The sequence below is a fragment of the Bradyrhizobium guangxiense genome (genome assembly GCF_004114915.1).
Taxonomy (GTDB): domain Bacteria; phylum Pseudomonadota; class Alphaproteobacteria; order Rhizobiales; family Xanthobacteraceae; genus Bradyrhizobium; species Bradyrhizobium guangxiense.
Genome location: NZ_CP022219.1, coordinates 3,968,708 through 3,994,103 on the forward strand (window position 1 = coordinate 3,968,708; position 25,396 = coordinate 3,994,103).

At 63.4% G+C, this 25,396-nt stretch carries 19 protein-coding genes; all 19 read right to left on the minus strand.

What is annotated here, in order from left to right:
• Complete coding sequence (rpsS, locus tag X268_RS18985) at positions 1-279, minus strand: 30S ribosomal protein S19 (RefSeq protein ID WP_008136357.1); 279 nt, start codon at positions 277-279, stop codon at positions 1-3.
• A 12-nt stretch (positions 280-291) separates the two neighbouring features.
• Entirely contained in the window at positions 292-1,125 is an 834-nt protein-coding gene (gene rplB, locus X268_RS18990; RefSeq protein WP_027574056.1) for a 50S ribosomal protein L2, read from the minus strand.
• Between the two features lie 12 nt (positions 1,126-1,137).
• Positions 1,138-1,440: a 50S ribosomal protein L23 gene (locus X268_RS18995; protein ID WP_128926342.1), complete on the minus strand. Its 303-nt coding sequence runs from the start codon at positions 1,438-1,440 to the stop codon at positions 1,138-1,140.
• Positions 1,437-2,057 carry a 50S ribosomal protein L4 gene (gene rplD, locus X268_RS19000; RefSeq protein ID WP_018647243.1) on the minus strand — a complete coding sequence of 207 codons (621 nt, stop codon included), beginning with the start codon at positions 2,055-2,057 and terminating at the stop codon, positions 1,437-1,439. Before rplD ends, X268_RS18995 begins: the two co-directional genes overlap by 4 nt.
• Position 2,058: 1 nt before the next feature.
• Complete coding sequence (rplC, locus tag X268_RS19005) at positions 2,059-2,772, minus strand: 50S ribosomal protein L3 (protein ID WP_027564407.1); 714 nt, start codon at positions 2,770-2,772, stop codon at positions 2,059-2,061.
• A gap of 51 nt (positions 2,773-2,823) precedes the next feature.
• Positions 2,824-3,132 (minus strand): 30S ribosomal protein S10, encoded by a 309-nt coding sequence (rpsJ, locus tag X268_RS19010; RefSeq protein ID WP_002712302.1) that lies wholly within the window; start codon positions 3,130-3,132, stop codon positions 2,824-2,826.
• An 81-nt stretch (positions 3,133-3,213) separates the two neighbouring features.
• Positions 3,214-4,404 carry an elongation factor Tu gene (gene tuf / locus X268_RS19015; RefSeq protein WP_128926343.1) on the minus strand — a complete coding sequence of 397 codons (1,191 nt, stop codon included), beginning with the start codon at positions 4,402-4,404 and terminating at the stop codon, positions 3,214-3,216.
• A 40-nt stretch (positions 4,405-4,444) separates the two neighbouring features.
• A complete protein-coding gene (fusA, locus tag X268_RS19020) occupies positions 4,445-6,517 on the minus strand; it encodes an elongation factor G (protein WP_080137240.1) in 2,073 nt (690 codons plus the stop codon).
• Between the two features lie 33 nt (positions 6,518-6,550).
• Entirely contained in the window at positions 6,551-7,021 is a 471-nt protein-coding gene (gene rpsG / locus X268_RS19025; RefSeq protein ID WP_128926344.1) for a 30S ribosomal protein S7, read from the minus strand.
• A gap of 15 nt (positions 7,022-7,036) precedes the next feature.
• Positions 7,037-7,408 (minus strand): 30S ribosomal protein S12, encoded by a 372-nt coding sequence (rpsL, locus tag X268_RS19030; RefSeq protein ID WP_007603006.1) that lies wholly within the window; start codon positions 7,406-7,408, stop codon positions 7,037-7,039.
• Between the two features lie 887 nt (positions 7,409-8,295).
• Positions 8,296-10,326, minus strand: coding sequence for an ABC transporter ATP-binding protein (locus X268_RS19035; RefSeq protein WP_128926345.1), 2,031 nt, complete (start codon positions 10,324-10,326; stop codon positions 8,296-8,298).
• A 134-nt stretch (positions 10,327-10,460) separates the two neighbouring features.
• Positions 10,461-12,515 (minus strand): FAD-dependent oxidoreductase, encoded by a 2,055-nt coding sequence (locus tag X268_RS19040; RefSeq protein ID WP_128926346.1) that lies wholly within the window; start codon positions 12,513-12,515, stop codon positions 10,461-10,463.
• A 192-nt stretch (positions 12,516-12,707) separates the two neighbouring features.
• Positions 12,708-16,904 carry a DNA-directed RNA polymerase subunit beta' gene (gene rpoC / locus X268_RS19045; RefSeq protein ID WP_128926347.1) on the minus strand — a complete coding sequence of 1,399 codons (4,197 nt, stop codon included), beginning with the start codon at positions 16,902-16,904 and terminating at the stop codon, positions 12,708-12,710.
• Positions 16,905-17,033: 129 nt separating this feature from the next.
• Positions 17,034-21,152 carry a DNA-directed RNA polymerase subunit beta gene (gene rpoB / locus X268_RS19050; RefSeq protein ID WP_128926348.1) on the minus strand — a complete coding sequence of 1,373 codons (4,119 nt, stop codon included), beginning with the start codon at positions 21,150-21,152 and terminating at the stop codon, positions 17,034-17,036.
• Positions 21,153-21,668: 516 nt separating this feature from the next.
• Positions 21,669-22,046 (minus strand): 50S ribosomal protein L7/L12, encoded by a 378-nt coding sequence (gene rplL, locus X268_RS19055; protein WP_128926349.1) that lies wholly within the window; start codon positions 22,044-22,046, stop codon positions 21,669-21,671.
• Between the two features lie 54 nt (positions 22,047-22,100).
• Complete coding sequence (gene rplJ / locus X268_RS19060) at positions 22,101-22,619, minus strand: 50S ribosomal protein L10 (protein WP_128926350.1); 519 nt, start codon at positions 22,617-22,619, stop codon at positions 22,101-22,103.
• A 578-nt stretch (positions 22,620-23,197) separates the two neighbouring features.
• Positions 23,198-24,151 (minus strand): 2-hydroxyacid dehydrogenase, encoded by a 954-nt coding sequence (locus X268_RS19065; protein ID WP_128926351.1) that lies wholly within the window; start codon positions 24,149-24,151, stop codon positions 23,198-23,200.
• Between the two features lie 90 nt (positions 24,152-24,241).
• Entirely contained in the window at positions 24,242-24,934 is a 693-nt protein-coding gene (gene rplA, locus X268_RS19070; RefSeq protein ID WP_128926352.1) for a 50S ribosomal protein L1, read from the minus strand.
• Positions 24,935-24,940: 6 nt separating this feature from the next.
• Positions 24,941-25,369: a 50S ribosomal protein L11 gene (gene rplK, locus X268_RS19075; RefSeq protein WP_011088164.1), complete on the minus strand. Its 429-nt coding sequence runs from the start codon at positions 25,367-25,369 to the stop codon at positions 24,941-24,943.
• Positions 25,370-25,396 lie beyond the last annotated feature (27 nt).

Sequence of the window (25,396 nt, forward strand, 5' to 3'; positions counted from 1 at the left end):
TCAAGCCTTCTTGGCTTTCTTGTCGCCGGAGTGGCCATGGAAGGTCCGGGTCGGCGAGAACTCGCCGAACTTGTGACCGACCATTTCCTCGTTGACGGCCACCGGCACGTGCTTCTGACCGTTGTAGACGCCGAAGGTCAGGCCGACGAACTGCGGCAGGATCGTCGAGCGACGGCTCCAGATCTTGATGACGTCGTGACGGCCGGACGCGCGCGCGGCATCTGCCTTCTTGAGCAGAGAACCCTCGACGAACGGGCCTTTCCAGACTGAACGAACCATGTCCGGCGTTCCTTACTTCTTCCGCTTGTGGCGGCTTAGGAGAATGAATTTGTTGGTCGACTTGTTGGTGCGGGTCTTCTTGCCCTTGGTCGGCTTGCCCCACGGAGTGACCGGGTGACGACCGCCCGAGGTACGACCTTCACCACCGCCGTGCGGATGGTCGATCGGGTTCATCGCGACACCACGGTTGTGCGGGCGACGGCCCATCCAACGCTTGCGACCGGCCTTGCCGATCGAGGTGTTCATGTGATCCGGGTTCGACACCGCGCCGATCGTGCCGCGGCAACGGCCGTGCACCAGACGCTGCTCGCCCGAGTTAAGGCGGATGATGACGTAGTCCTGGTCGCGGCCGACGAGCTGGGCGTAGGTGCCGGCTGAACGGGCGAGCTGGCCGCCCTTCCCGATCTTGACCTCGATGTTATGGATGATGGTGCCGACCGGCATGTTGCCGAGCGGCATGACGTTGCCCGGCTTCACGTCGACGTAGTTGCCGGCGATGATGGTGTCGCCCACGGCCAGGCGCTGCGGCGCCAGGATGTAGGCCTGCTCGCCGTCCTGATACTTGATCAGCGCGATGAAGCCGGTGCGGTTCGGATCATACTCGAGACGCTCGACGGTCGCGGGGACATCGATCTTCTCGCGCTTGAAATCCACGGTGCGCAGCGTCTGCTTGTGGCCACCGCCGCGGAAACGCACGGTGATGCGGCCGGTGTTGTTGCGGCCGCCCGAGGACTTCTTGCCCTCGGTGAGCGCCTTCAACGGCTTGCCCTTGTAGAGGGCCGAACGATCGACCATGACCAGCTGGCGCTGGCCCGGCGTCGTGGGATTGAATGTCTTCAGTGCCATCGTCGTGCGACCTTACAGACCGGTGGTGACGTCGATCCGGTGACCCTCTTCGAGGGTCACGATCGCGCGCTTGCTGTTCGACTGAGAACCGAGATTGCCGCGGAAGACCTTGACCTTGCCCTTGCGGACCAGCGTGTTGACGCTCTTGACCTTGACGTCGAACAGCTTCTCGATCGCTTCCTTGATCTGCGGCTTGGTCGCCTTGGCGGCCACCTTGAACAGCACCTTGTTGTGCTCCGAGGCGATCGTGGCCTTTTCGGTCACGACCGGCGACAGGATCACGTCGTAGTGGCGAGGCTCGATGTTCTTGCTCATTTGAAGCGCGCCTCCAGCGCATCGATGGCGGCCTTGGTCAGAACGAGCTTCTGACGGCGCAGGATGTCATAGACGTTGATGCCCTGGATCGGCAGCACGTCCATGTTCGGGATGTTGCGGGCCGCAGCAGCAAAACCGTTGTTGAGCTCGGCGCCGTCGATGATCAGAGCGTTGGTGAGCCCGAGGCCCGAGAAGTGGCCCAGCAGCGCCTTGGTCTTGGCGGCTTCCAGCGCAGCCTTCTCGATCACGACGAGATCGCCGTCCTTGGCCTTGGCCGAGAGCGCATGCTTGAGCGCAAGCGCACGGACCTTCTTGGGCAGGTCGGTGGCGTGCGAGCGCACCACCGGACCGAAGGCGCGACCGCCGCCGCGGAACTGCGGCACGCGGGCCGAGCCGTGACGAGCACCGCCGGTGCCCTTCTGCTTGTACATCTTCTTGCCGGTGCGCCAGATCTCGGCACGCCCCTTGGCCTTGTGCGTGCCGGCCTGGCGCTTGTTGAGCTGCCACTGCACGCAGCGCGCGATGATGTCCTCGCGCGGCTCGAGACCGAAAATGGCGTCGGAGAGCTGGACGGAGCCCGCTTCCTTACCTTCGAGGGTGGTGACCTTCAATTCCATCTCACGCCTCCTGCGCAGCCGGAGCGGCTTCCGCGTCGCCAGCAACCTTGAACTTGCCGGGCTTCGGAGCTTCCTTCGGCAGCGGCTTCTTGACGGCGTCGCGCACGCGGATCCAGCCGCCCTTGGAGCCGGGAACGGCGCCCTCGACGAGGATCAGACCGCGCTCGACATCGGTCTGGACGACGCGAAGGTTGAGCGTGGTGATGCGGTCGACACCCATGTGGCCGGGCATCTTCTTGTTCTTCCAGGTCTTGCCGGGGTCCTGACGGCCGCCGGTCGAACCAATCGAGCGGTGCGAGATCGACACACCGTGCGTGGCGCGCAGACCGCCGAAGTTCCAACGCTTCATACCGCCGGCAAACCCCTTACCAACCGAGGTGCCGGTGACGTCGACGAACTGGCCGACGACGAAGTGGTCGGCCTGGATCTCGGCGCCGACCGGGATCATCGCATCCGCGGTGACGCGGAATTCCTCGACCCGGCGCTTCGGCTCGACCTTGGCGACCGCAAACTGGCCGCGCTCAGCCTTGGGCATGTAAACGGTCTTGCGGGCGCCAGAACCGAGCTGGAGCGCGACGTAACCGTTCTTCTCTTCGGTGCGGTGGCCTACGACCTGGCAATTGCCGAGCTTCAGCACGGTCACGGGGATATGTTCGCCGGCCTCCGTGAAGACCCGCGTCATCCCGACCTTTTGTGCGATCACTCCGGAGCGCATCGGCTTGCTTCCTGTTCTTTCTGTCCGCTTACGCGAACGGGATCCAAAATCTTAGAGCTTGATCTCGACGTCGACACCGGCGGCCAGGTCGAGCTTCATCAAAGCATCGACGGTCTGCGGGGTCGGATCGACGATGTCGAGCAGGCGCTTGTGAGTGCGCATCTCGAACTGTTCGCGGCTCTTCTTGTCGACGTGGGGCGAACGGTTGACGGTGAACTTCTCGATGCGGGTGGGCAGCGGAATGGGTCCGCGGACCTGCGCGCCGGTGCGCTTCGCCGTGTTCACGATCTCGCGGGTCGACGTATCGAGGATACGATGGTCGAACGCCTTGAGACGGATACGAATGTTTTGGCCGTTCATTGCCGTGGTCTCTCTTCAGTGGGTGGCGAATAGCGAATAGCGAATGTCACCATTCGCTACTCGCCGTCCCTATTCTCGTAATTACTCGATGATCGAGGCGACGACGCCGGCGCCGACGGTGCGGCCGCCTTCGCGGATCGCGAAGCGGAGCTTCTCTTCCATCGCGATCGGCACGATCAGGTGCACTTCCATCGCGATGTTGTCGCCCGGCATCACCATCTCGGTGCCTTCCGGCAGGTGCACAACACCGGTCACGTCGGTGGTGCGGAAGTAGAACTGCGGACGGTAGTTGGTGAAGAACGGGGTGTGGCGACCGCCCTCTTCCTTGGTGAGGATGTAAGCCTCAGCCTTGAACTTGGTGTGCGGCTTGACCGAACCCGGCTTGCACAGCACCTGGCCGCGCTCGACGTCTTCGCGCTTGGTGCCGCGGAGCAGCGCACCGATGTTGTCGCCGGCCTGGCCCTGATCGAGCAGCTTGCGGAACATTTCGACGCCGGTGACCGTGGTCTTCTGCGTGGCGCGCAGACCGACGATCTCGATTTCCTCGCCGACCTTGACGATGCCGCGCTCGACGCGGCCGGTCACGACGGTGCCGCGGCCCGAGATCGAGAACACGTCTTCAACCGGCATCAGGAACGGCTGGTCGATCGGACGCTCCGGCTGCGGAATGTACTCGTCGACGTTCTTCATCAGCTCGAGGATGGCGTCGTGGCCGAGCTTCTTGTCGGAATCTTCGAGAGCGGCGAGCGCCGAACCCTTGATGATCGGGATCTTGTCGCCAGGGAAGTCGTACTTCGAGAGCAGCTCGCGGACTTCGAGCTCGACGAGCTCGAGCAGCTCCGGATCGTCGACCATGTCGCACTTGTTGAGGAATACGACGAGAGCGGGCACGCCGACCTGGCGGGCGAGCAGGATGTGCTCGCGGGTCTGCGGCATCGGGCCGTCAGCGGCCGACACGACCAGGATCGCACCGTCCATCTGGGCGGCGCCGGTGATCATGTTCTTGACGTAGTCGGCGTGGCCGGGGCAGTCGACGTGAGCGTAGTGACGGTTCGGCGTCTCGTACTCGACGTGCGCGGTCGAGATGGTGATGCCGCGCGCCTTCTCTTCCGGCGCCTTGTCGATCTGATCGTACGCGGTGAACGTCGCACCGCCGGCTTCGGCGAGGATCTTGGTGATCGCCGCGGTCAGCGACGTCTTACCATGGTCGACGTGACCGATGGTGCCGATGTTGCAGTGCGGCTTGGTACGTTCAAACTTTGCTTTGGCCATTTGACTCTCCGTTCAATCGTCAGCTTGAGACCGACGACAATCAGGCAAACTTCTTCTGGACTTCTGCCGACACGTTGGCCGGCGCTTCTGCGTAGTGGTCGAACTGCATGGTGAAGGTCGCGCGACCCTGGCTCATCGAGCGCAGGTTGTTCACGTAACCGAACATGTTCATGAGCGGCACCATCGCGTTGATGACGTTGGCGTTGCCGCGCATGTCCTGACCCTGGATCTGACCGCGCCGCGAATTCAGGTCGCCGATGACCGAACCGGTGTAGTCTTCCGGGGTCACCACCTCGACCTTCATGATCGGCTCGAGCAGGACGGACTTGCCCATCTGCAGCGCTTCGCGGAAGCAGGCGCGCGATGCGATTTCGAAGGCGAGCGCCGACGAGTCGACGTCGTGATACTTGCCGTCGACGAGCTGCACCTTGACGTCGACCACGGGGAAGCCCGCGACCACGCCGGACGACAGCACGCTCTCCAGGCCCTTCTCGACGCCGGGGATGTATTCCTTCGGCACCGCGCCGCCGACGATCTTCGATTCGAACTCGTAGCCCTTGCCGGGCTCGTTCGGCTCGACGATGAACGACACCGCCGCGAACTGACCGGTACCGCCGGTCTGCTTCTTGTGGGTGTAGCTGTGCTCGACCCGCTTGGTGACGCGCTCACGGAAGGCCACCTGCGGCGCGCCGATGTTGGCATCGACCTTGTAGGTGCGCTTGAGGATGTCGACCTTGATGTCGAGATGGAGCTCGCCCATGCCCTTGAGGATGGTCTGGCCGGACTCGTGGTCGGTCGACACGCGGAAGGACGGATCCTCCGCGGCGAGCTTGGCCAGCGCCACGCCCAGCTTCTCCTGGTCGGCCTTGGACTTCGGCTCGATCGCGATCTCGATGACCGGCTCGGGGAATTCCATCTTCTCCAGGATCACCTGCTTGTCGGGATCGCACAGCGTGTCACCGGTGCGCGCCTCCTTCAGGCCGGCCAGCGCGACGATGTCGCCGGCGTAGGCTTCCTTGATGTCCTCCCGATTGTTCGCATGCATCAGCAGCATGCGCCCGATCCGCTCCTTCTTCTCGCGGGTCGAGTTCACGACACCGGTGCCGCTCTGCAGAATGCCGGAATAGATGCGGCAGAAGGTGATGGTGCCGACGAACGGGTCGTCCATGATCTTGAACGCGAGCAGCGCGAGCGGCTCCTTGTCGTCCGCCTTGCGCACGACTTCGTTGCCCTTGTCGTCGGTGCCCTTGATCGCGGGCACGTCGAGCGGCGACGGCAGGTAGTCAACCACGGCGTCGAGCAGCGGCTGTACGCCCTTGTTCTTGAAGGCCGAGCCGCACAACACGGGATAGAACGCACCGGTCAGAACCGCCTTGCGGATCAGGCGCTTCAGGGTCGCCTCGTCCGGCTCCTTGCCGTCGAGATAGGCGGCCATGGCGTCGTCGTCGAGCTCGACGGCGGCTTCCACCATCTTCTCGCGGTATTCCTTGGCCTGGTCGACGAGATCTTCCGGAATGTCGACATAGTCGAACTTCGCGCCGAGCGACTCGTCGTTCCAGATCACGCCCTTCATCTTCACGAGGTCGACGAGACCCTTGAAGTTGTTCTCGGCACCGATCGGAAGCTGGATCGCGACGGGCTTGGCGCCGAGGCGGTCAACGATGTCGGACAGGCACTTGAAGAAATCCGCACCGATCTTGTCCATCTTGTTGGCGAAGACGATGCGCGGAACCTTGTACTTGTCGCCCTGACGCCAGACGGTCTCGGTCTGGGGCTCGACGCCCTGGTTCGAGTCGAGCACGCAGACGGCGCCGTCGAGCACGCGCAGCGAACGCTCCACCTCGATGGTGAAGTCGACGTGGCCGGGCGTGTCGATGATGTTCAGGCGCTTGCCGGCCCAGAACGCGGTGGTCGCAGCCGAGGTGATCGTGATGCCACGCTCCTGCTCCTGCTCCATCCAGTCCATCGTCGCGGCACCCTCGTGCACTTCGCCGATCTTGTGGCTCTTGCCGGTGTAATAGAGGATGCGCTCGGTCGTCGTGGTCTTGCCGGCGTCGATATGCGCCATGATACCGAAGTTACGGTAGTCCTCGATGGCATGTTGGCGGGGCATGGGTGGTTCCTTGCGAGTCCGAGTGTGTCGCCGTTACCAGCGATAGTGCGAGAAGGCGCGGTTGGCTTCCGCCATCCTGTGCACGTCTTCACGCTTCTTGACGGCGTTCCCGCGGTTGTTCGATGCGTCCAGCAACTCGGCCGAGAGCCGCTCGGTCATGGTCTTCTCGTTGCGCTCACGCGCAGCCGAGATCAGCCAGCGGATGCCCAGCGCCTGCCGGCGGGGAGAGCGAACCTCGACCGGAACCTGGTAGGTCGCGCCGCCGACGCGGCGGGGGCGAACCTCGATCGTCGGCATGACGTTCTCGAGCGCCTGCTCGAACACGCCGAGCGGGTTCTGCTTGGTCTTGGCTTCGATGATGCCGAACGCACCATAGACGATGCCTTCCGCGACAGACTTCTTACCGGCGTACATCACCGAGTTCATGAACTTCGTGACGATGATGTTCCCGAACTTCGGATCGGGAAGGACTTCGCGCTTTTCCGCTGAGTGGCGACGAGACATGGAGCTGGTTCCCGCTTACTTCGGACGCTTCGCGCCGTACTTCGAACGACGCTGCTTACGGTTCTTGACGCCCTGGGTATCCAGAACGCCGCGGAGGATGTGGTAGCGCACGCCGGGCAAGTCCTTGACGCGGCCGCCGCGGATCATGACGACCGAGTGCTCCTGAAGGTTATGGCCCTCGCCGGGGATGTAGCCGATCACCTCGAAACCGTTGGTCAGGCGCACCTTGGCGACCTTACGAAGCGCCGAGTTCGGCTTCTTCGGGGTCGTGGTGTAGACGCGGGTGCAAACACCACGCTTCTGCGGCGACTGCTGCAGCGCCGGCACCTTCTTGCGCGACTTCTGCACTTCACGCGGTTGAGCGATCAGCTGGTTGATCGTCGGCATCCTGGCCTTACCCTTTGTTCTGTCGCAGATCCTTCCGGATCCACTGTCTTGCCGCAGCCCGTTACCGGGACTGCAAATTCTTTCGAGCCACCCGCCCGACGAGGCCGCCTTCGCGGAACAATCCGCACAAAGCGAAATTGCGCCAACCGCTCCATCAACGAGCGGAAAGCGCTTCGACGCCACAGAGGACCGCAGTATCTGGGCCGATCGGCGTAAAGCCGCGGCCCGCGCACTGAGGTCATGCATCCGAATTCGGTCTCAAGAGAACGTGCTCAAGAGAACTAAAGTCGCACTGGCATTGCCTAGCTATGATCGACAGCGTTTGAGCGGCATTCGTCGAGGTTGGTGCCCGCCTTGAGCGACCCCAAGGGATCCAGGTCCTTCGGGGTCTAACGGGTGGCCCGTTCCGACGCTGGCGATGCTCACCGCCTGTCGTTAAGTGAGGCGCTTTCTATAAGTGAGAATCGCTCAAGTCAAGGCGAAACGACAGCCACAAAGCGCTTCAGGGGCCTGTCAAAATCGCTGTTTGCCGCCCTCGACGTGCCGCCCTGATATGGGACCGAAGTCTCCAATTCGCCAGCCTGCAGATCATTTATATCCGGATAAAAAGGAACTTTATGACCCAAAACGAGGGGCTTTTGCGCTCGTAATGCGTTAAGGCGCGTTAATCTCTCGATTCCGCAGCAATCCGCGACGAACATCGCCATGCTCGGCATCGGGTGGTCCGCTCGACTGACGCCGGCAGTGTCGGGCGCACGAGCTTTTCGACGGCCAGGCCAGTCTGCTGAGAGCCATCCGATCTCGCGGATTCGAATCGAGGCCCTCGCCGTCAGGTTCGGCCCGCAGGCATGCCGACGGCCGGAATCGCGGACTCGCTGCGAGCCCGATCACTCCTCGTCGTCATCCTCGTCATCCTCGAGATCGTCTTCGTCGTCCTCGTCTCTGTCGTCGGCATGAGCCGCCGCGCCGTGCGGCTGGTGGATCTGGTCGTTCCAGAGCTTGCGATAGGTCCCGTTCTTGGCCAGCAGTTGGGCGTGCGAGCCGCGTTCGATCGCCCTGCCCCCGGAAATCACGATGATCTCGTCCATCTCCACCACCGACGTCAGACGGTGGGTCGACCAGATCATGGTGCGGCCCTTGGCGACCTTGAGCAGCGTGCGGTTGATCGCGGCTTCCGTGGTCTGGTCGAGTGCGGAGGTGGCTTCGTCCAGGAGCAGCACCGAGGGGTTGCGGATGATCGCGCGCGCGATCGCGATGCGTTGGCGCTGGCCGCCCGACAGGGTGTCGCCGCGCTCGCCGACCGGGGTGTCGTAGCGCTGCGGCAGGCTCATGATGAAGCGGTGGATCTCGGCCTTCTTGGCCGCCTCCTCCACCTCCTCGTCGGTCGCGCCCTCCTTGCCGAGCCGGATGTTCTCCCGGATCGACATGTTGAACAGCATGTTCTCCTGGAACACCACCGCCATGCTCCGGCGCAACGAATCCAGCGTCACCTTGCGGACGTCGACGCCGTCGATAGTGACGCGCCCCTCGTCGGGCACATAGAGCCGCAGGATCAGGTTGAGCAACGTGCTCTTGCCGGAGCCGCTCGGGCCGACGATCGCGATGCGCTTGCCCGCGTTCAGCTTGAGACTGAGATTGTCCAGCACTGGCGTCTGGCTGCCCTCGTACTGGAAGGTGACGTGGTCGAAGGTGATGTCGTTGGTGATGCGCGGCAGATCGGGCGCGCCGGGGCGATCGGCGCCGCGGGTCGGTTCGTCCAGCAGCTCCTGGATGTGGCGGATCGCGGCGGCCGAGGAGATCGACACCGGGATGAAATGCATGACGTGGGCGATGTTGTAGGAGACCTCCCAGAACGCGCTCTCGAAGGTGACGAAGGTGCCGATGGTGATCTGGCCCTTGGTCGCCAGATACGCGCCGATCGCGAGCACCACGAGGTGCAGCATCAAGACCGAGATGGTGACCGTCCGCTCCACCATGGTCGACAGGAACGCGGCCGAGGCGATCTTGTTGCGGGTCTCGTCGTTGCGGAAGGTGAAGAAGCCGAACATCTTGCGCTGCAGGCTGAATGCCTTGATCACCGCCTGCGCCGCCACGTTCTCCTGCACCATGCCGAGCAGCGCGCTCTCGTTCAGCTTCTGCTCGTAATTGGCCTGCACCGCCTTGGGCGTCAGGATCCGCGGGCCGATCAGCGTGATCGGAAACACCAGCAGCGCAACCACCGCGAGCTGCCAGTTCAGGAACACCATCAGGATGATGCCGGCGACCAGTTCCAGAAACGGCAGCGCGGCACTGTTGGCGAAGGTCTTCACCGAGCCTTCGAAGGCCGAGAGGTCGACCGAAAAGCGCGACAGAATCTCACCGCGCTTGGTGCGGCCGAAATAGGCCGCCGGCAGGTCTTGGACGTGCTCGAACAGGCGCTTGCGGACGTCGGAGATGATGCAGGCCGCCAGCCGCGCATCCCAGCGCTCGTACCAGACAGCGATGATCGAGGTGAAGATGCCGGCGACGGCGAGCACGCCGAGGATCTTGTACAGCGCCTGGAAGTCCTCTTCGCCGAGCGCGTCGTCGATCAGGAACTTGAGGCTGAGCGGCATGATGACGTTGAACAGCGTCTCGACGAAGACGCCGAACGCGACGAACGACAGCATCCGCTTGTAGTTCGACACGAAAGGCTTGACGAAGCCGACGATGGTCGCGAGCGCGCCGGCAGCTTCCCGCGCGGTGAAGACGACGAGATCTTCGTCTTCGTCGTCGTCGTCGAGTTCCAGCTCGTCTTCGCCGTCCTCTTCGTCATCTTCGAGGTCCGGCTCGGCAGAAGCGGCGAGCTTGTCGTCGAGCTCGGCGGCCTCTGCCGCGGCGCGCTTCTGTTTGTCGGGCGAGAGAGGCTTGTCGTCGGGAGCGAGAGGCTTGGATGCCATGAAACCAACCGATGCTGACGGCCGGCATGACCGCAGAGAAAGCAGGATATAGCGGCAACCGCTATTGAACCGATTCTATGCGATCAGGATGAATTCAGCAAAACAATTGGCGAATTCGACGCGCGCCCCCGCGGCTAGTCCTCGTCCTCGACCTTGTCGAAGAAGGAATAGCGCAGACTGTCGGCGTCGGCGTACCACTGCCCTGGCCCCTTGTTGGCGGCGAGCGTCGCCTCCCAGAGCGCATCGGTGCAATCCTTGCGGTGCATCGACAGGTCGAAACCGTTGCCGAAGAACAGCTCGGACCATTCCCACCAGGTGCCGAGCTTCTTGACGCCGCGCAGCAGGTCGTAGCGATCGATCAGAGCCGGAGCCATGTCCGAGGTAATCGAGCCGAACACGAGGCCGGTCTTGACCACGCGGTTGAGCTCACGGATCGCACGCACCACCTGCTTCGGGGAAACGTGGCAGAGGCTGGTCTCGAACACGAAGTCGAACGCGCCGTCCTTGAACGGCATGTCGGTGATCGAACCGAGCTTGTTGTACTTCTTCAGCGCCTTCGGCGTTTTGGCGTGGATGGAACGGTTGTTCTCGATGCCGAAGGCATCGATGCCGCGCTCGCGCAGCGCGCCGACCAATTCGCCGCTGGCCGAGCCCGCGACGAGCAGCTTGGCGCCCTTCGTCTTGCCCCAGACGATGCCGAGCAGCCCGGTGAGATAATCGGGATCGGTGAAGTGGCGCCACGTCTCGTGATAGGGACCGAGGCCGCGATAATTCTCGAAATAATCGCGATCGATCTTGTCGGAGAGCGGCTTGTCCGTCTGCGCGCGTTCGCGGCGCAGGCGCATCATCTCGGTCAGGATGATGTCGGTGGCGGCATCAGAGGAGTCGAGCAGGCCGTTCAGCGTCGAGTCGAACAGATAGTCGCCAACCACCACGATGCCAGGATGCTCCTTCGGCTCCGGCCGGTGATTGGTCATGACGTCGCGCACGGGCAGACCGCCCGGGATCGCGTTCACCGACGACAGCCAGCGGTGAATCTTGCCTTCCATGAAGTGCGAGCGCGCATCGCCGAGCGAGGCCGGCAGCGACTTCAGCGCGGCGTCGATCAGCTCCTGGTCCGACAGATTAGCATAGGCCAGCGCGTCGGAGCCCGGGATCAGCCAGTTCAGCACGCCGTGCTTGCCGACGTCGTGGCGCGCGCCCTCGTTGTAGACGCAGCAGCCGCCGAAAGCTTCCGACATGAACCAGGCGCCGGGAATCTTCTCGCCCCAGAACGGCGTGTCGAACAGAATCGAGACGCGCAGGTAATGCGCGGGACGGTCGAAATAGGCGACGTGCTTGACCATCGACTTCCGCAGCTGTTCGCCTTCCCACCCCATGGTAGCGAGCCAGGAATGCGGCAGGCAGACCAGCACGAGATCGAAGTCGCGGGTCTCCGGTCCCTTGCCGTTCATCATCTTGAGCTGGTAGCGACCGGTCGGCGCCTTGCCCACGGTGAGGACGCGGTGATTGAGCTGGATGTCGGCGTTGACCTCCGACTGCAGGCACTCGATTAGCTGCTCATTGCCGTTCTGGATGGAATAGAGGCCGATATAGCCGTCGACATCCATCAGATAGTTCTTGAGCGCGTTGAGGCCGTTGGTGTTGTGGCTCTCGGTCGCGATGTCGGAGCGCGCCATCACCTTGAAGAAGCGCTTGGCCGTCTCGTCCTCGACCTCCTCGTCGAGCACCTGCTCGGCGGTCTTGTAGGCCCAGGGATTCTCGTTGTCGTGCGCACCGACGCCCTCGTAATATTCGATCGGCGACATCACCTCGGTGCAGCGCTTGCGGAAGGCCTCGATCGCAGCCGCGGTCTTGGCCCCGTATCTGCGGCGCATGCCGGGAACGTCGTTCAGCAGCTCGCCGCCGAGCTGCACCTGCTCGGCGTCCATCGGAATGGTCTGCAGCCCGAAATGCTGGATCAGCTCGCGCAACGGATCCGGACCCGTCATCGAGTAGTCGTAGATCTCGGCAACGCCGGCCTCGTAGATCGCCGGCGCGGAATCGAACTTGCGCGTGACGATCTTGCCGCGGAGCCGGTCCGAGGCCTCGTAGATGGTGACGCGACAGAGATCGCCGAGCTTGCGCTTCAGATACCAGGCGCTCATCAGCCCGCCAGGGCCGCCGCCTACGATTGCAAGATCAAGCATGTGAGTTCCGTGGTCTCCCGGTCCGCCCCCTGCTCGGGACCACCGGCCTAAACTCTCCTAGCAGAAGCGCTTTTACGCCTGAAGGAAAGATGAACAAAGGTTGATCCTGCATCGCAGCAAGCGAAGAAAGCAGCAAAAAGGCCGGCTTTCGCCGGCCTTTTCATTGTCCTCGGTATTCCTACGGATGAACGATCATTCCGCCGGCGGCAGCGCAGGAAGCTCCGCTTCCGGCGCGGGCGACACGACCGCCGCCTGCTTCTCGCGCTCGTCCAAAATCAGCTTGTCGCGCTTCATGGCGACTTCGCGGATCTTGGCCATGGAGGCGCCGGTGCCCGCCGGGATCAGCCGGCCGACGATGACGTTCTCCTTGAGGCCCTCGAGCGGGTCGATCTTGCCGTTGACCGCCGCTTCCGTGAGGACGCGGGTGGTCTCCTGGAACGAGGCCGCCGAGAAGAACGAGCGGGTCTGCAGGCTCGCCTTGGTGATGCCGAGCAGAACCGGCGTTCCCGTGGCGGGCTTCTTGCCTTCTTCCTTGGCCTTCTCGTTCAGCGCGTCGAACTCGATCTTGTCGACCTGCTCGCCGGAGATCATGTCCGTGTCGCCCTGGTCGGTGACTTCCACCTTCTGGAGCATCTGACGGACAATCACCTCGATGTGCTTGTCGTTGATGAGCACGCCCTGGAGCCGGTAGACCTCCTGGATCTCGTTGACCAGATAGGCCGCGAGTTCCTCGATGCCCTTGACCGCAAGGATGTCGTGCGGCGCCGGGTTGCCTTCGACGATGAAGTCGCCCTTTTCGACGACGTCGCCGTCCTGAAGGTGGATGTGCTTGCCCTTCGGGATCAGGTACTCGCGCGGCTCGTCGGTCTTGTCCATCGGCTCCATCGAGATGCGACGCTTGTTCTTGTAGTCGCGCCCGAACCGGATGGTGCCCGCGATCTCGGCGATGATCGCCGCATCCTTCGGACGCCGTGCCTCGAACAGTTCCGCCACCCGCGGCAGACCGCCGGTGATGTCACGCGTCTTGGCGCTTTCGGTCGAGACACGGGCGAGAATGTCGCCCGGATTGACCTTGGCTCCGACGTCGACCGAGAGAATGGCGTCGACCGACAGCATGTAGCGGGCATCGCCGCCACGGGCGAGCTTGAGCACCTTGCCGTCCTTGCCCTTGACCACGATGGCCGGACGCAGGTCCGAGCCGCCGCGGGTCGACCGCCAGTCGATGACCACGCGCTTGGCGATACCGGTGGCTTCGTCGAGCGTTTCCGAGATCGACTGCCCCTCGACCAGATCCTCGAAGCCGATGGTACCTTCAACCTCGGTGAGGAGCGGACGGGTGTAGGGATCCCACTCGACGACGCGCTGGCCGCGCTTGACCATGTCGCCTTCGTCGACGTGCAGGCGGGAGCCGTACTGGACGCGGTGCGTCGCACGCTCGGTGCCGTCGGCATCGACGATCGCCACCACCATGTTGCGCACCATCGCGATCAGGTGACCTTCGCTGTTGCGGGCGATGGCCTTGTTCCTGATCACGACCTTGCCGTCGAAATTGGCTTCGACGAAGGACTGCTCGTTGAGCTGCGCCGCACCGCCGATGTGGAAGGTGCGCATGGTGAGCTGGGTGCCCGGCTCGCCGATCGACTGCGCCGCGATGACGCCGACCGCTTCGCCGTGGTTGACCGGCGTGCCGCGGGCGAGATCGCGGCCGTAGCACTTGCCGCAGATGCCGTTGACGAGCTCGCAGGTTAGCGCCGAGCGGATCTTCACCTCCTGCACGCCACCCTGCTGGATGGCTTCCAGATGGCTCTCTTCCATCAGCGTGTCGCGCTTGATGATCACCTTGCCCGAGCTGTCGCGAATGTCTTCGCAGGCCGTGCGTCCGAGGATGCGCGAGCCGAGCGAAGCGACGACGGTGCCCGCATCGACGATGGCGCGCATCTTGATGCCGAGCTTGGTGCCGCAGTCGCTCTGCGTGATGATGCAGTCCTGCGCGACGTCGACGAGACGGCGGGTCAGGTAGCCCGAGTTCGCGGTCTTCAACGCGGTGTCCGCGAGGCCCTTGCGGGCGCCGTGGGTCGAGTTGAAGTACTCGAGCACCGAGAGGCCTTCCTTGAAGTTCGAGATGATCGGCGTCTCGATGATCTCACCCGACGGCTTGGCCATCAGGCCGCGCATGCCGGCGAGCTGGCGCATCTGGGCCGGCGAACCGCGGGCACCGGAGTGGGCCATCATGTAGATCGAGTTGATGTCGGCATCGGCTCCGCTCGCCGTCTTCTTGGTAGCGGAGATTTCCTTCATCATCGCCTTGGCGATTTCTTCCGTGGCCTTCGACCAGGCGTCGACGACCTTGTTGTACTTCTCGCCATGGGTGATCAGGCCGTCGTTGTACTGCTGCTCGAAATCCTTCGCCAGCGTACGGGTGGTGTCGACGATCTTCCACTTGCCGTGCGGCACGACCATGTCGTCCTTGCCGAACGAGATGCCGGCCTTGAACGCGTTGTAAAAGCCGAGCGCCATGATGCGGTCGCAGAAGATCACCGTCTCCTTCTGGCCGCAGTGGCGATAGACCTGGTCGATGACGCCCGAGATCTCGCGCTTGGTCATCAGCTTGTTGATGATCTCGTACGTGACCCGCGGGTTCTTCGGCAGCAGATTGCCGAGCATGACGCGTCCGGCGGTGGTCTCGATCCAGCGCTTGGAGACCTTGCCGGTCTCGTCCATGCCTTCCCACCGATACTTGATCTTGGTGTGGAGGTGGATGACCTTCGCGTGCAGGGCATGCTCGAGCTCGGCCATGTCGCCGAACACCTTGCCCTCGCCGGGCAGGCCTTCGCGCATGATCGAGACGTAGTAGAGACCGAGCACGATGTCCTGCGACGGTACGATGATCGGCTGACCGTTGGCCGGATGCAGGATGTTGTTGGTCGACATCATCAGGACGCGCGCTTCCAGCTGCGCTTCGAGCGACAGCGGGACATGCACGGCCATCTGGTCGCCGTCGAAGTCGGCGTTGAACGCCGAGCAGACCAACGGGTGCAGCTGGATCGCCTTGCCCTCGATCAGCACGGGCTCGAACGCCTGGATGCCGAGGCGGTGCAGCGTCGGTGCGCGGTTGAGCAGCACCGGATGCTCGCGGATGACCTCATCCAGGATATCCCAGACCTCGGGCCGCTCCTTCTCGACCAGCTTCTTCGCCTGCTTCACGGTGGTGGACAGGCCCTTGGCGTCCAGCCGCGAGTAGATGAACGGCTTGAACAGCTCGAGCGCCATCTTCTTCGGCAGGCCGCACTGATGCAGGCGCAGCTCGGGACCGACCACGATCACCGAACGGCCCGAATAGTCGACGCGCTTGCCGAGCAGGTTCTGACGGAAGCGGCCCTGCTTGCCCTTGAGCATGTCGGCGAGCGACTTCAGCGGGCGCTTGTTGGCGCCCGTGATGACGCGGCCGCGGCGGCCGTTGTCGAACAGCGCATCGACCGCTTCCTGAAGCATGCGCTTCTCGTTGCGGATGATGATGTCGGGCGCGCGCAGCTCCATCAGCCGCTTCAAGCGGTTGTTGCGGTTGATGACGCGGCGATAGAGGTCGTTGAGGTCCGAGGTCGCGAAGCGGCCGCCGTCCAGCGGCACCAGCGGACGTAGGTCCGGCGGAATCACCGGAACCACGGTCATGATCATCCATTCCGGCTTGTTGCCGGAGTGGCGGAACGCTTCCACGATCTTCAGGCGCTTGGCGAGCTTCTTGTGCTTGATGTCGGAGTCGGTCTCCTGCATCTCGACGCGAAGCGAGGCCTCCAGCTTCTCGAGGTCCATGCCCTTGAGCAGCTCGCGGATCGCCTCGGCGCCGATCATGGCGGTGAAGCTATCCTGGCCGTATTCATCCTGCGCCTTCAGGTACTCGTCTTCCGACAGCAGCTGACGGTCCTTGAGCGCGGTGAGACCCGGCTCGAGCACGACGTAATATTCGAAGTAGAGGATCCGCTCGAGATCCTTCAGCGTCATGTCCAGCAGAAGGCCGATGCGCGAGGGCAGCGACTTCAGGAACCAGATGTGGGCGACGGGAGCTGCGAGCTCGATATGGCCCATGCGCTCGCGCCGAACGCGCGACAGCGTGACTTCGACCGAGCACTTCTCGCAGATGATGCCCTTGTACTTCATGCGCTTGTACTTGCCGCACAAGCACTCGTAGTCCTTGATCGGCCCGAAGATGCGGGCGCAGAACAGGCCGTCGCGCTCGGGCTTAAAGGTGCGGTAGTTGATGGTCTCCGGCTTCTTGATCTCGCCGTAGGACCAGGACAGAATCTTCTCTGGAGACGCGATCGAGATCCGGATCTGGTCGAAGACCTGAGCCGGCGTCGTCGGGTTGAAGAGATTCATAATTTCTTGGTTCATCGTCTTCTCCTCGCGTGCCGGTCGCCTCCGGCCGCAAATTCGAAAATCACTTCTGCACGGCGCCCTGCCCTCAAGGCCTCGGGCCGGGCGCCGATGCCCGGCCGCGAAGGCCGGGCATGACAGGTCGAATTACTCGGCCGCTTCCGACGTCGGCGCCGGTCCCATCTTGGAGTTGTGCAGGTCGACGTTGAGGCCGAGCGAGCGCATTTCCTTGACCAGCACGTTGAAGGATTCCGGAATACCCGCCTCGAACGTGTCGTCGCCGCGCACGATCGCCTCGTACACCTTGGTACGGCCGGCGACGTCGTCCGACTTCACCGTCAGCATCTCCTGGAGCGTGTACGCCGCGCCGTAAGCCTCGAGCGCCCACACCTCCATTTCGCCGAAACGCTGGCCGCCGAACTGCGCCTTGCCGCCCAGCGGTTGCTGGGTAACAAGCGAGTACGGACCGATCGAACGCGCGTGGATCTTGTCGTCGACCAGATGGTGCAGCTTGAGCATGTAGATGTAGCCCACCGTCACCTTGCGATCGAAGGCATCGCCGGTGCGGCCGTCATAGACGGTCGACTGGCCCGACGCATCGAGACCGGCAAGCTTCAGCATCTCCTCGATGTCGGCTTCCTTGGCGCCGTCGAACACCGGGGTTGCGATCGGCACGCCGCGGCTGAGGTTATGGCCGAGCTCGAGCAGTTCGTTGTCGTTGAGCGACTTGATCGTCTCGTCCTCGCCATAGACCTTCTTCAAGGTCTCCTTCAGCGGCTTGATGTCCTGCTTCGACAGGTACGCATCGACGGTCTGGCCGATACGCTTGCCGAGGCCGGCACAGGCCCAGCCGAGATGGGTCTCGAGGATCTGTCCGACGTTCATGCGCGAGGGCACGCCCAGCGGATTGAGCACGATGTCGGCATGCGTGCCGTCTTCGAGGAACGGCATGTCCTCGATCGGCACGATCTTCGACACCACGCCCTTGTTGCCGTGGCGGCCGGCCATCTTGTCGCCGGGCTGGATCTTGCGCTTCACCGCGACGAAGACCTTGACCATCTTCATCACGCCGGGCGGCAATTCGTCGCCGCGCTGAAGCTTCTCGACCTTGTCGAGGAAGCGCTGTTCCAGCCCCTTCTTCGACTCGTCGTACTGCTTCCGCATGGCCTCGATCTCGGCCATCAGCTTGTCGTTCGGCGAAGCGAACAGCCACCATTGCGACTTCGGGTACTCCTCGAGCACCGCGCGGGTGATCTTGGTGTCCTTCTTGAAGCCCTTGGGACCGGCAATGCCCTGCCGCCCCTCGAGGAGCTCGGCAAGACGGTTGTAAACGTTGCGGTCCAGGATCGCCTGCTCGTCGTCGCGGTCCTTGGCGAGACGCTCGATCTCTTCCCGCTCGATCGCCAGCGCACGCTCGTCCTTGTCGACGCCGTGACGGTTGAACACGCGCACTTCCACGATCGTGCCCTGCACGCCCGGAGGAACGCGCAGCGAGGTATCGCGAACGTCGGAGGCCTTTTCGCCGAAGATGGCGCGCAGCAGCTTCTCTTCCGGCGTCATCGGGCTCTCGCCCTTCGGCGTGATCTTGCCGACCAGGATGTCGCCGGCGCGCACTTCCGCGCCGATGTAGACGATACCGGCTTCGTCGAGGTTCTTCAGCGCTTCTTCCGAGACGTTCGGAATGTCGCGGGTGATTTCCTCCGGTCCGAGCTTGGTGTCGCGGGCCATCACCTCGAATTCCTCGATGTGGATCGAGGTGAAGACGTCTTCCTTCACGATCCGCTCGGAGAGCAGGATCGAGTCTTCGAAGTTGTAGCCGTTCCACGGCATGAAAGCGACCAGCACGTTCCGCCCCAGAGCGAGCTCACCGAGATCGGTCGACGGACCGTCGGCGATGATGTCGCCCTTCTTGACGATGTCGCCGACCTTCACCAGCGGACGCTGGTTGATGCAGGTCGACTGGTTGGAGCGCTGGTACTTCATCAGACGGTAGATATCGACGCCCGACTTGGTCGGATCGAGATCTTCCGTGGCGCGGATGACGACGCGGGTGGCGTCGATCTGGTCGATCACGCCCGAACGGCGCGCCGCGATCGCGGCGCCCGAGTCACGCGCAACCACGCCTTCCATGCCCGTGCCGACGAACGGCGCCTCGGCGCGAACCAGCGGCACCGCCTGGCGCTGCATGTTCGAGCCCATCAGCGCGCGGTTGGCGTCGTCGTTCTCGAGGAACGGGATCAGCGCCGCGGCGACCGAAACGAGCTGCTTCGGCGACACGTCCATGTAGTCGACCTTGTCCGGCGTCACCGGCAAGACTTCGCCGGCATGACGGCAGACCACGAGGTCTTCGGTGAAGCGGCCCTTCGGGTCGAGCGGGACGTTGGCCTGCGCGACCGTGTAGCGGCCCTCTTCCATCGCCGAAAGGTACACGACCTCGTCGGTGACGCGGCCGTCCTTGACCTTGCGGTACGGCGTCTCGACGAAGCCGTACTTGTTCACGCGCGCGAAGGTCGCGAGCGAGTTGATCAGGCCGATGTTCGGACCTTCCGGCGTCTCGATCGGGCAGATGCGGCCGTAATGCGTCGGATGCACGTCGCGGACCTCGAAGCCGGCGCGCTCGCGGGTCAGACCGCCCGGTCCAAGTGCCGACAGGCGGCGCTTGTGGGTGATCTCCGAGAGCGGATTGGTCTGGTCCATGAACTGCGAGAGCTGCGAGGAGCCGAAGAACTCGCGCACGGCGGCAGCTGCAGGCTTCGCGTTGATCAGGTCCTGCGGCATGACCGTGTCGATGTCGACCGAGGACATGCGCTCCTTGATCGCGCGCTCCATACGCAACAGGCCGATGCGGTACTGGTTCTCCATGAGCTCGCCGACCGAGCGCACACGGCGGTTGCCGAGATGGTCGATGTCGTCGATCTCGCCCTTGCCGTCGCGCAGGTCCACCAGCGTCTTGATGACGGAGAGGATGTCCTCTTTGCGCAGCGTGCGCTGGGTGTCGGGCGCATCGAGGTCGAGGCGCATGTTCATCTTGACGCGGCCGACCGCGGAGAGGTCGTAGCGCTCGGCGTCGAAGAACAGCGACTGGAACATGGCCTGCGCCGAATCCAGCGTCGGCGGCTCGCCCGGACGCATCACGCGGTAGATGTCGAACAACGCGTCCTCGCGCGTCATGTTCTTGTCGGCCGAGAGCGTGTTGCGGATGTAGGGGCCGACATTGACGTGGTCGATGTCGAGCAACGGCAGTTCCTTGTAGCCCTGCTCGTTGAGCGCCTTCATCAGCTTGTCGGTGATCTCCTCGCCGGCTTCGGCATGGATCTCACCGGTCTTCGGGTTGACGAGGTCCTCGGCGACATAGTTGCCCACCAGCTCTTCGTCAGCCATGCGCAGCGCCTTCAGCCCCTTCTCCTGGAGCTGGCGGGCGGCACGGACGGTGAGCTTCTTGCCGGCCTCGAGCACGACCTTGCCGGTATCGGCGTCGATCAGGTCGTTGACGGTCGAGTAGCCGCGGAAACGGTTGGCGTCGAACGGAACGCGCCAGCCTTCCTTGGTCCGCTTGTAGAGGATCTTCTTGTAGAACGTGGACAGGATCGCTTCGCCATCGAGCCCGAGCGCGAACATCAGCGACGTCACCGGAATCTTGCGGCGACGGTCGATACGCGCATAGACGATGTCCTTGGCGTCGAACTCGATGTCGAGCCAGGAGCCGCGATACGGGATGACGCGGGCGGCGAACAGCAGCTTGCCCGAGGAATGGGTCTTGCCCTTGTCGTGGTCGAAGAACACGCCGGGCGAGCGGTGCATCTGCGAGACGATGACGCGCTCGGTGCCGTTCACGATGAAGGTGCCGTTCATCGTCATGAGCGGGATGTCGCCCATGTAGACGTCCTGCTCCTTGATGTCCTTCACCGACTTCGCGCCGGTTTCCTCGTCGATATCGAACACGATGAGGCGCAGCGTCACCTTGAGGGGAGCCGCGAAGGTCATGCCGCGCTGACGGCACTCGTCGACGTCGTATTTCGGCTGCTCGAACTCGTAGCGGACGAACTCCAGCATCGAGGTGCCCGAGAAGTCGGAGATCGGAAACACCGAGCGGAACACCGCCTGCAGACCCTCGTCGAGACGGCCACCCTGGGGTTCGTCAACCATCAGGAACTGGTCATAGGACGCCTTCTGAACCTCGATGAGGTTCGGCATCTCGGCGACTTCCTTGATGTGTCCGAAGAACTTGCGAACGCGTTTGCGACCGGTGAATGTCTGCTGCGCCATCGTGGCCTCTCATTTTCGTCGCCCGCTCTGGGCGCGCCGTCCAGGACGCGGCTGCCACCGCTCCCCGGGTTGAATTTTTCGAACCCGTTTTGGGGGCCGCAGACTCAGTTTCAGGCTAGAATGTCCTGAATCTGTTCTTCAGACCTTCAAAACGCAAAACGACGCGCGGGGCGCTGGTGCGCGCCCGCCCGTCACAACGATCGTCTTCACGGACTGCAAAAGCCCGAAATAGCCTGCTCTCCCAACGGCTTACAGGGAAATCCGGCCTCCCTGCCCACCGCGCTTTCGTGCTGCCGACCCGATATGGGGCGACAATAGTGCAGATTCGAGGGTCGAACCCTCAAATCCCCACACTTTTTCGTGTTCGGCCCGCGTCGGGACGATCCGTCGCACGCCTTTTGCATCCAGTCCCGGTCTTTCCGATCATCATGGCCGGGCTTGACCCGCCATGATGATCCTGGGACGCGATCCCCGGTCTCGCTGCGCGAGCCGGGGATTTCGCCGAAGTAACTTGCGTTACTTCAGCTCGACCTTGGCGCCAGCCTTCTCGAGCTGGGCCTTGATCTTGTCGGCTTCTTCTTTGTTCACGCCTTCCTTCAGCGGCTTCGGAGCACCCTCGACGAGGTCCTTTGCTTCCTTCAGGCCGAGACCGGTGATGGCGCGGACTTCCTTGATGACCTCGATCTTCTTGTCGCCGGCGCTGGCGAGAACGACCGTGAACTCGGTCTTCTCTTCCGCCGGAGCGGCAGCGCCGCCACCAGCAGCCGGGCCGGCCACGGCGACGGCCGCGGCAGCCGAAACGCCCCACTTCTCTTCGAGGAGCTTCGCCAGTTCGGCAGCTTCGAGCACGGTGAGGCTCGAGAGGGCGTCAACGATCTTCTGCAAGTCAGCCATTGTTCAGTTTCCTTAGGTGTAAGTCTGGTTCGGGTTTGAGTTTTGCGAAGGGCGTCAGGCCGCTTCGCCCTTTGAGGCATGAGCCTGGATGACGCGCGCGAGCTTGCCCGCGGGCGCGTTGGCGAGCTGGGCCAGCTTGGTCGCCGGGGCCACGATGAGGCCGACGATCTTGCCGCGCAGTTCGTCCAGCGACGGCAGCGAGGCAAGCGCCTTCACGCCGTCGACATTCAGGACGGTCTTACCCATCGAACCGCCGACGATGACGAACTTTTCGTTCGCCTTGGCGAATTCGATGGCGACCTTTGGCGCCGCTACCGGATCGTTCGAGGTGGCGATCACGGTCGGCCCCTTCAGCATGGGGCCGATGGCAACGACGTCAGTGCCTTCAAGAGCAATTTTGGCGAGACGGTTCTTCGAGACCTTCACCGAGGCGCCAGCCTGCTTCATCTGCTTGCGCAGGGTCTGCATCTGGGCAACGGTCAGGCCGGAATATTGAGCAACGATCGCGACGCTCGTGGTCTTGAAGACCTCGTTGAGCTGTTCGACCGCCTCCTTTTTTGCCGCTCGTTCCACAGCAAGCTCTCTCCGGTTGGCGGTCATCGCGAAAAGCGGGACCGCCGGGTTGCACCCATCGTCCCACCCAAACCTGAACCTCGGGGCGAAACCCCACGGACACGCCGGGCAAAACGACAATTCAAAGCCTGCCCTCCGGGAGCCCAAGGGCCCACGGCGTGTCGAGGTCCGAACCAAACCCGTTTCGCGAACCAGCCCTTAAAGCTGGGCGCGAAGTCAAATCCGGTCTTCACCCGTCTATGCAGGCCATGCGATTAAGCCGTTGAGAAATAGAAATTCCTCGCGGGCGCCTGCAGTCTTGGACAGGACAAGGTCAGCCGGCGAACCGCCCGACCCCTGCCCGCATCCCACCAACCGACGGATTTTCCTTCCTTTTCGGGCAAATCCTTGCGGACGTCCTGAAAAGGAATGAGCTCCTGTCGTGTCGGGTTTTCGGAATGCGTGCACGAACGCGCCAGCCGAGGCCGGCACGTCCGGAGGCGGTTCTTTAACCGCTCCGGGCCCGCTTGCCAAGAGCAAATTTCACACCAGTTCCAATCCGTTGCCGGCCGGGCGTGAGGCGGCCGACAAGGGCCGGTTCAGGCCATTTTGACCGCATGGGGCAGCGGTTTGCCCTCGAAGAACGCGGTCAGGTTCGCCAGGACGCAGGCTTGCATGGCGACATGCGATTCGAGGGTGTGGCCGCCGATATGGGGCGCAAACACCACGTTCGGCAGCGCGGTCAGGGCGTCGGGGGCGTGCGGTTCCTGCTCGAAGACGTCGAGGCCGGCGCCGGCGATGGCCTTGTCGGTCAGGGCCGCCACGAGCGCATTCTGGTCGATCACCGATCCGCGGGAAATGTTGACGACATAGCCGTCCGCGCCGAGACGCCCAAGGATGTCGGCATTGACGACATGCTGGGTGTCGGCCCCTGCCCGGACCGCGATCATCAGCACGCTGCACCACTCGGCCAGCGCCTCCAGCGACGGAAAATATTGATAGGGCAGATCGTATCTGGTGCGGCTGAAATAGCCGATTTCGCTCTCGAAGGCAGCGCAGCGGGCAGCGATCTTGCGGCCGATTTCGCCCATGCCGTAGACGCCAATGCGGCGGCCGGGCATGCCGGCCTGTGGCCGCATCATCGGCGACGGCTTCGACGCCGCCCAATCGCCGCTGCGGACATATTGGTCGGCAACCAGGAGCCGCCGCGTCGTCGCCAGCATCAGCGTCATCGCCATATCGGCGACCGAGGCGGCGTTGGCGCCCGGACTGTGGCCGACCGCGATGTTGCGGGCGGCGGCGGCCTTGAGGTCGACGCCGTCATAGCCGGTGCCGTAGCAGACGACGGCGCCGAGCTTCGGAAACATGTCCATCGCCTCGGCACCGAGCGGCGAGCCGCCGGCAGTCAGCAGCGCACGGATGCCGCCGAGCTCGTCGGCAGGAAACACGTCTCGCGCCGGCTTGCCGCCGGTGTCGAGCAATTCGAAGCGCTCGGCGAAGCGCGCCATCATGGTCTTGGGAAAGCGCGAATAGATCAGGACCTTGTCAGCCATTGTTCTTGTTTCCGGTAAGCGCCGCCACAAACGACGAGGGGCGGAATCGGTTGCCCGATTCCGCCCCTCGCCTCATGCAATTTCCAAACCTCAGCCGAGAATGGTGCCCGGCTCGACCTTCACGCCGGGGCCCATCGTCGAGGACACCGCAACGCGCTGGATGTAGGTGCCCTTGGAACCGGCCGGCTTTGCCTTCGAGACGGCATCGGCCAGAGCCTTGATGTTCTCGACCAGCTTCTCTTCGGAGAACGAGGCCTTGCCGACGCCGGCCTGCAGGATGCCGGCCTTCTCGACGCGGAACTCGACCGAGCCGCCCTTGGCACCCTTCACCGCACCGGTGACGTCCATGGTCACGGTGCCGATCTTCGGGTTCGGCATCAGGCCGCGCGGGCCGAGCACCTTACCGAGACGGCCGACCAGCGGCATCATGTCGGGGGTGGCGATGCAGCGGTCGAAATCGATCGAGCCGTTCTGCACCTTCTCGACCAGATCCTCGGCGCCGACGACGTCGGCACCGGCGGCCCTGGCCTCATCGGCCTTGGCGCCGCGGGCGAACACGCCGACGCGGAGGGTACGGCCGGTGCCGTTCGGCAGGGTCACGACGCCGCGGACCATCTGGTCGGCGTGACGCGGATCGACGCCGAGATTGATCGCAACCTCGATGGTCTCGTCGAACTTCGCCTTGGCGCGTTCCTTGACCATCTTGATGGCGTCCGCGAGCGGGTAAAGCTTTTCGCGGTCAATGCCTTCGCGGGCTTTGTTCAGACGCTTTCCGATTGCCATGACCGCTTACCCCGCAACTTCCAGACCCATCGAACGGGCGGAGCCCTCGACCATCTTCATGGCCGATTCGATGGTGTCGCAATTCAAGTCCTTCATCTTCTTCTCGGCGATCTCGCGCACCTGCGCCTTGGTCACCTTGCCGGCCTTGTCGCGGCCCGGCGCCTTCGAGCCGGACTGGATCTTGGCGGCCTGCTTGAGGAAGTAGGACATCGGCGGCGTCTTCATCTCGAAGGTGAAGGAACGGTCCGCATAGATGGTGATGATCACCGGGATCGGGGTGTTCTTCTCTTCCTTCTGGGTCTGGGCGTTGAACGCTTTGCAGAACTCCATGATGTTGAGACCGCGCTGACCGAGCGCGGGACCGATCGGGGGCGAAGGATTCGCCGCACCGGCCGGGACCTGAAGCTTCAGGTATCCGGTCACTTTCTTTGCCATGTATCACTCCTGTTGTGCCGGCATGTC

What these genes read in the sequence shown, in the direction of transcription:
- X268_RS19035 (WP_128926345.1), bottom strand. Translation starts at nt 10,326, where the DNA reads ATGGCATCCAAGCCTCTCGCTCCCGACGACAAGCCTCTCTCGCCCGAC.
- rplK (WP_011088164.1), bottom strand. Translation starts at nt 25,369, where the DNA reads ATGGCAAAGAAAGTGACCGGATACCTGAAGCTTCAGGTCCCGGCCGGT.
- rplA (WP_128926352.1), bottom strand. Translation starts at nt 24,934, where the DNA reads ATGGCAATCGGAAAGCGTCTGAACAAAGCCCGCGAAGGCATTGACCGC.
- rpoB (WP_128926348.1), bottom strand. Translation starts at nt 21,152, where the DNA reads ATGGCGCAGCAGACATTCACCGGTCGCAAACGCGTTCGCAAGTTCTTC.
- tuf (WP_128926343.1), bottom strand. Translation starts at nt 4,404, where the DNA reads ATGGCCAAAGCAAAGTTTGAACGTACCAAGCCGCACTGCAACATCGGC.
- rplD (WP_018647243.1), bottom strand. Translation starts at nt 2,057, where the DNA reads ATGGAATTGAAGGTCACCACCCTCGAAGGTAAGGAAGCGGGCTCCGTC.
- rplC (WP_027564407.1), bottom strand. Translation starts at nt 2,772, where the DNA reads ATGCGCTCCGGAGTGATCGCACAAAAGGTCGGGATGACGCGGGTCTTC.
- fusA (WP_080137240.1), bottom strand. Translation starts at nt 6,517, where the DNA reads ATGCCCCGCCAACATGCCATCGAGGACTACCGTAACTTCGGTATCATG.
- rpsL (WP_007603006.1), bottom strand. Translation starts at nt 7,408, where the DNA reads ATGCCGACGATCAACCAGCTGATCGCTCAACCGCGTGAAGTGCAGAAG.
- X268_RS19040 (WP_128926346.1), bottom strand. Translation starts at nt 12,515, where the DNA reads ATGCTTGATCTTGCAATCGTAGGCGGCGGCCCTGGCGGGCTGATGAGC.
- rpsJ (WP_002712302.1), bottom strand. Translation starts at nt 3,132, where the DNA reads ATGAACGGCCAAAACATTCGTATCCGTCTCAAGGCGTTCGACCATCGT.
- rpsG (WP_128926344.1), bottom strand. Translation starts at nt 7,021, where the DNA reads ATGTCTCGTCGCCACTCAGCGGAAAAGCGCGAAGTCCTTCCCGATCCG.
- rpoC (WP_128926347.1), bottom strand. Translation starts at nt 16,904, where the DNA reads ATGAACCAAGAAATTATGAATCTCTTCAACCCGACGACGCCGGCTCAG.
- rpsS (WP_008136357.1), bottom strand. Translation starts at nt 279, where the DNA reads ATGGTTCGTTCAGTCTGGAAAGGCCCGTTCGTCGAGGGTTCTCTGCTC.
- rplL (WP_128926349.1), bottom strand. Translation starts at nt 22,046, where the DNA reads ATGGCTGACTTGCAGAAGATCGTTGACGCCCTCTCGAGCCTCACCGTG.
- X268_RS18995 (WP_128926342.1), bottom strand. Translation starts at nt 1,440, where the DNA reads ATGAGCAAGAACATCGAGCCTCGCCACTACGACGTGATCCTGTCGCCG.
- X268_RS19065 (WP_128926351.1), bottom strand. Translation starts at nt 24,151, where the DNA reads ATGGCTGACAAGGTCCTGATCTATTCGCGCTTTCCCAAGACCATGATG.
- rplB (WP_027574056.1), bottom strand. Translation starts at nt 1,125, where the DNA reads ATGGCACTGAAGACATTCAATCCCACGACGCCGGGCCAGCGCCAGCTG.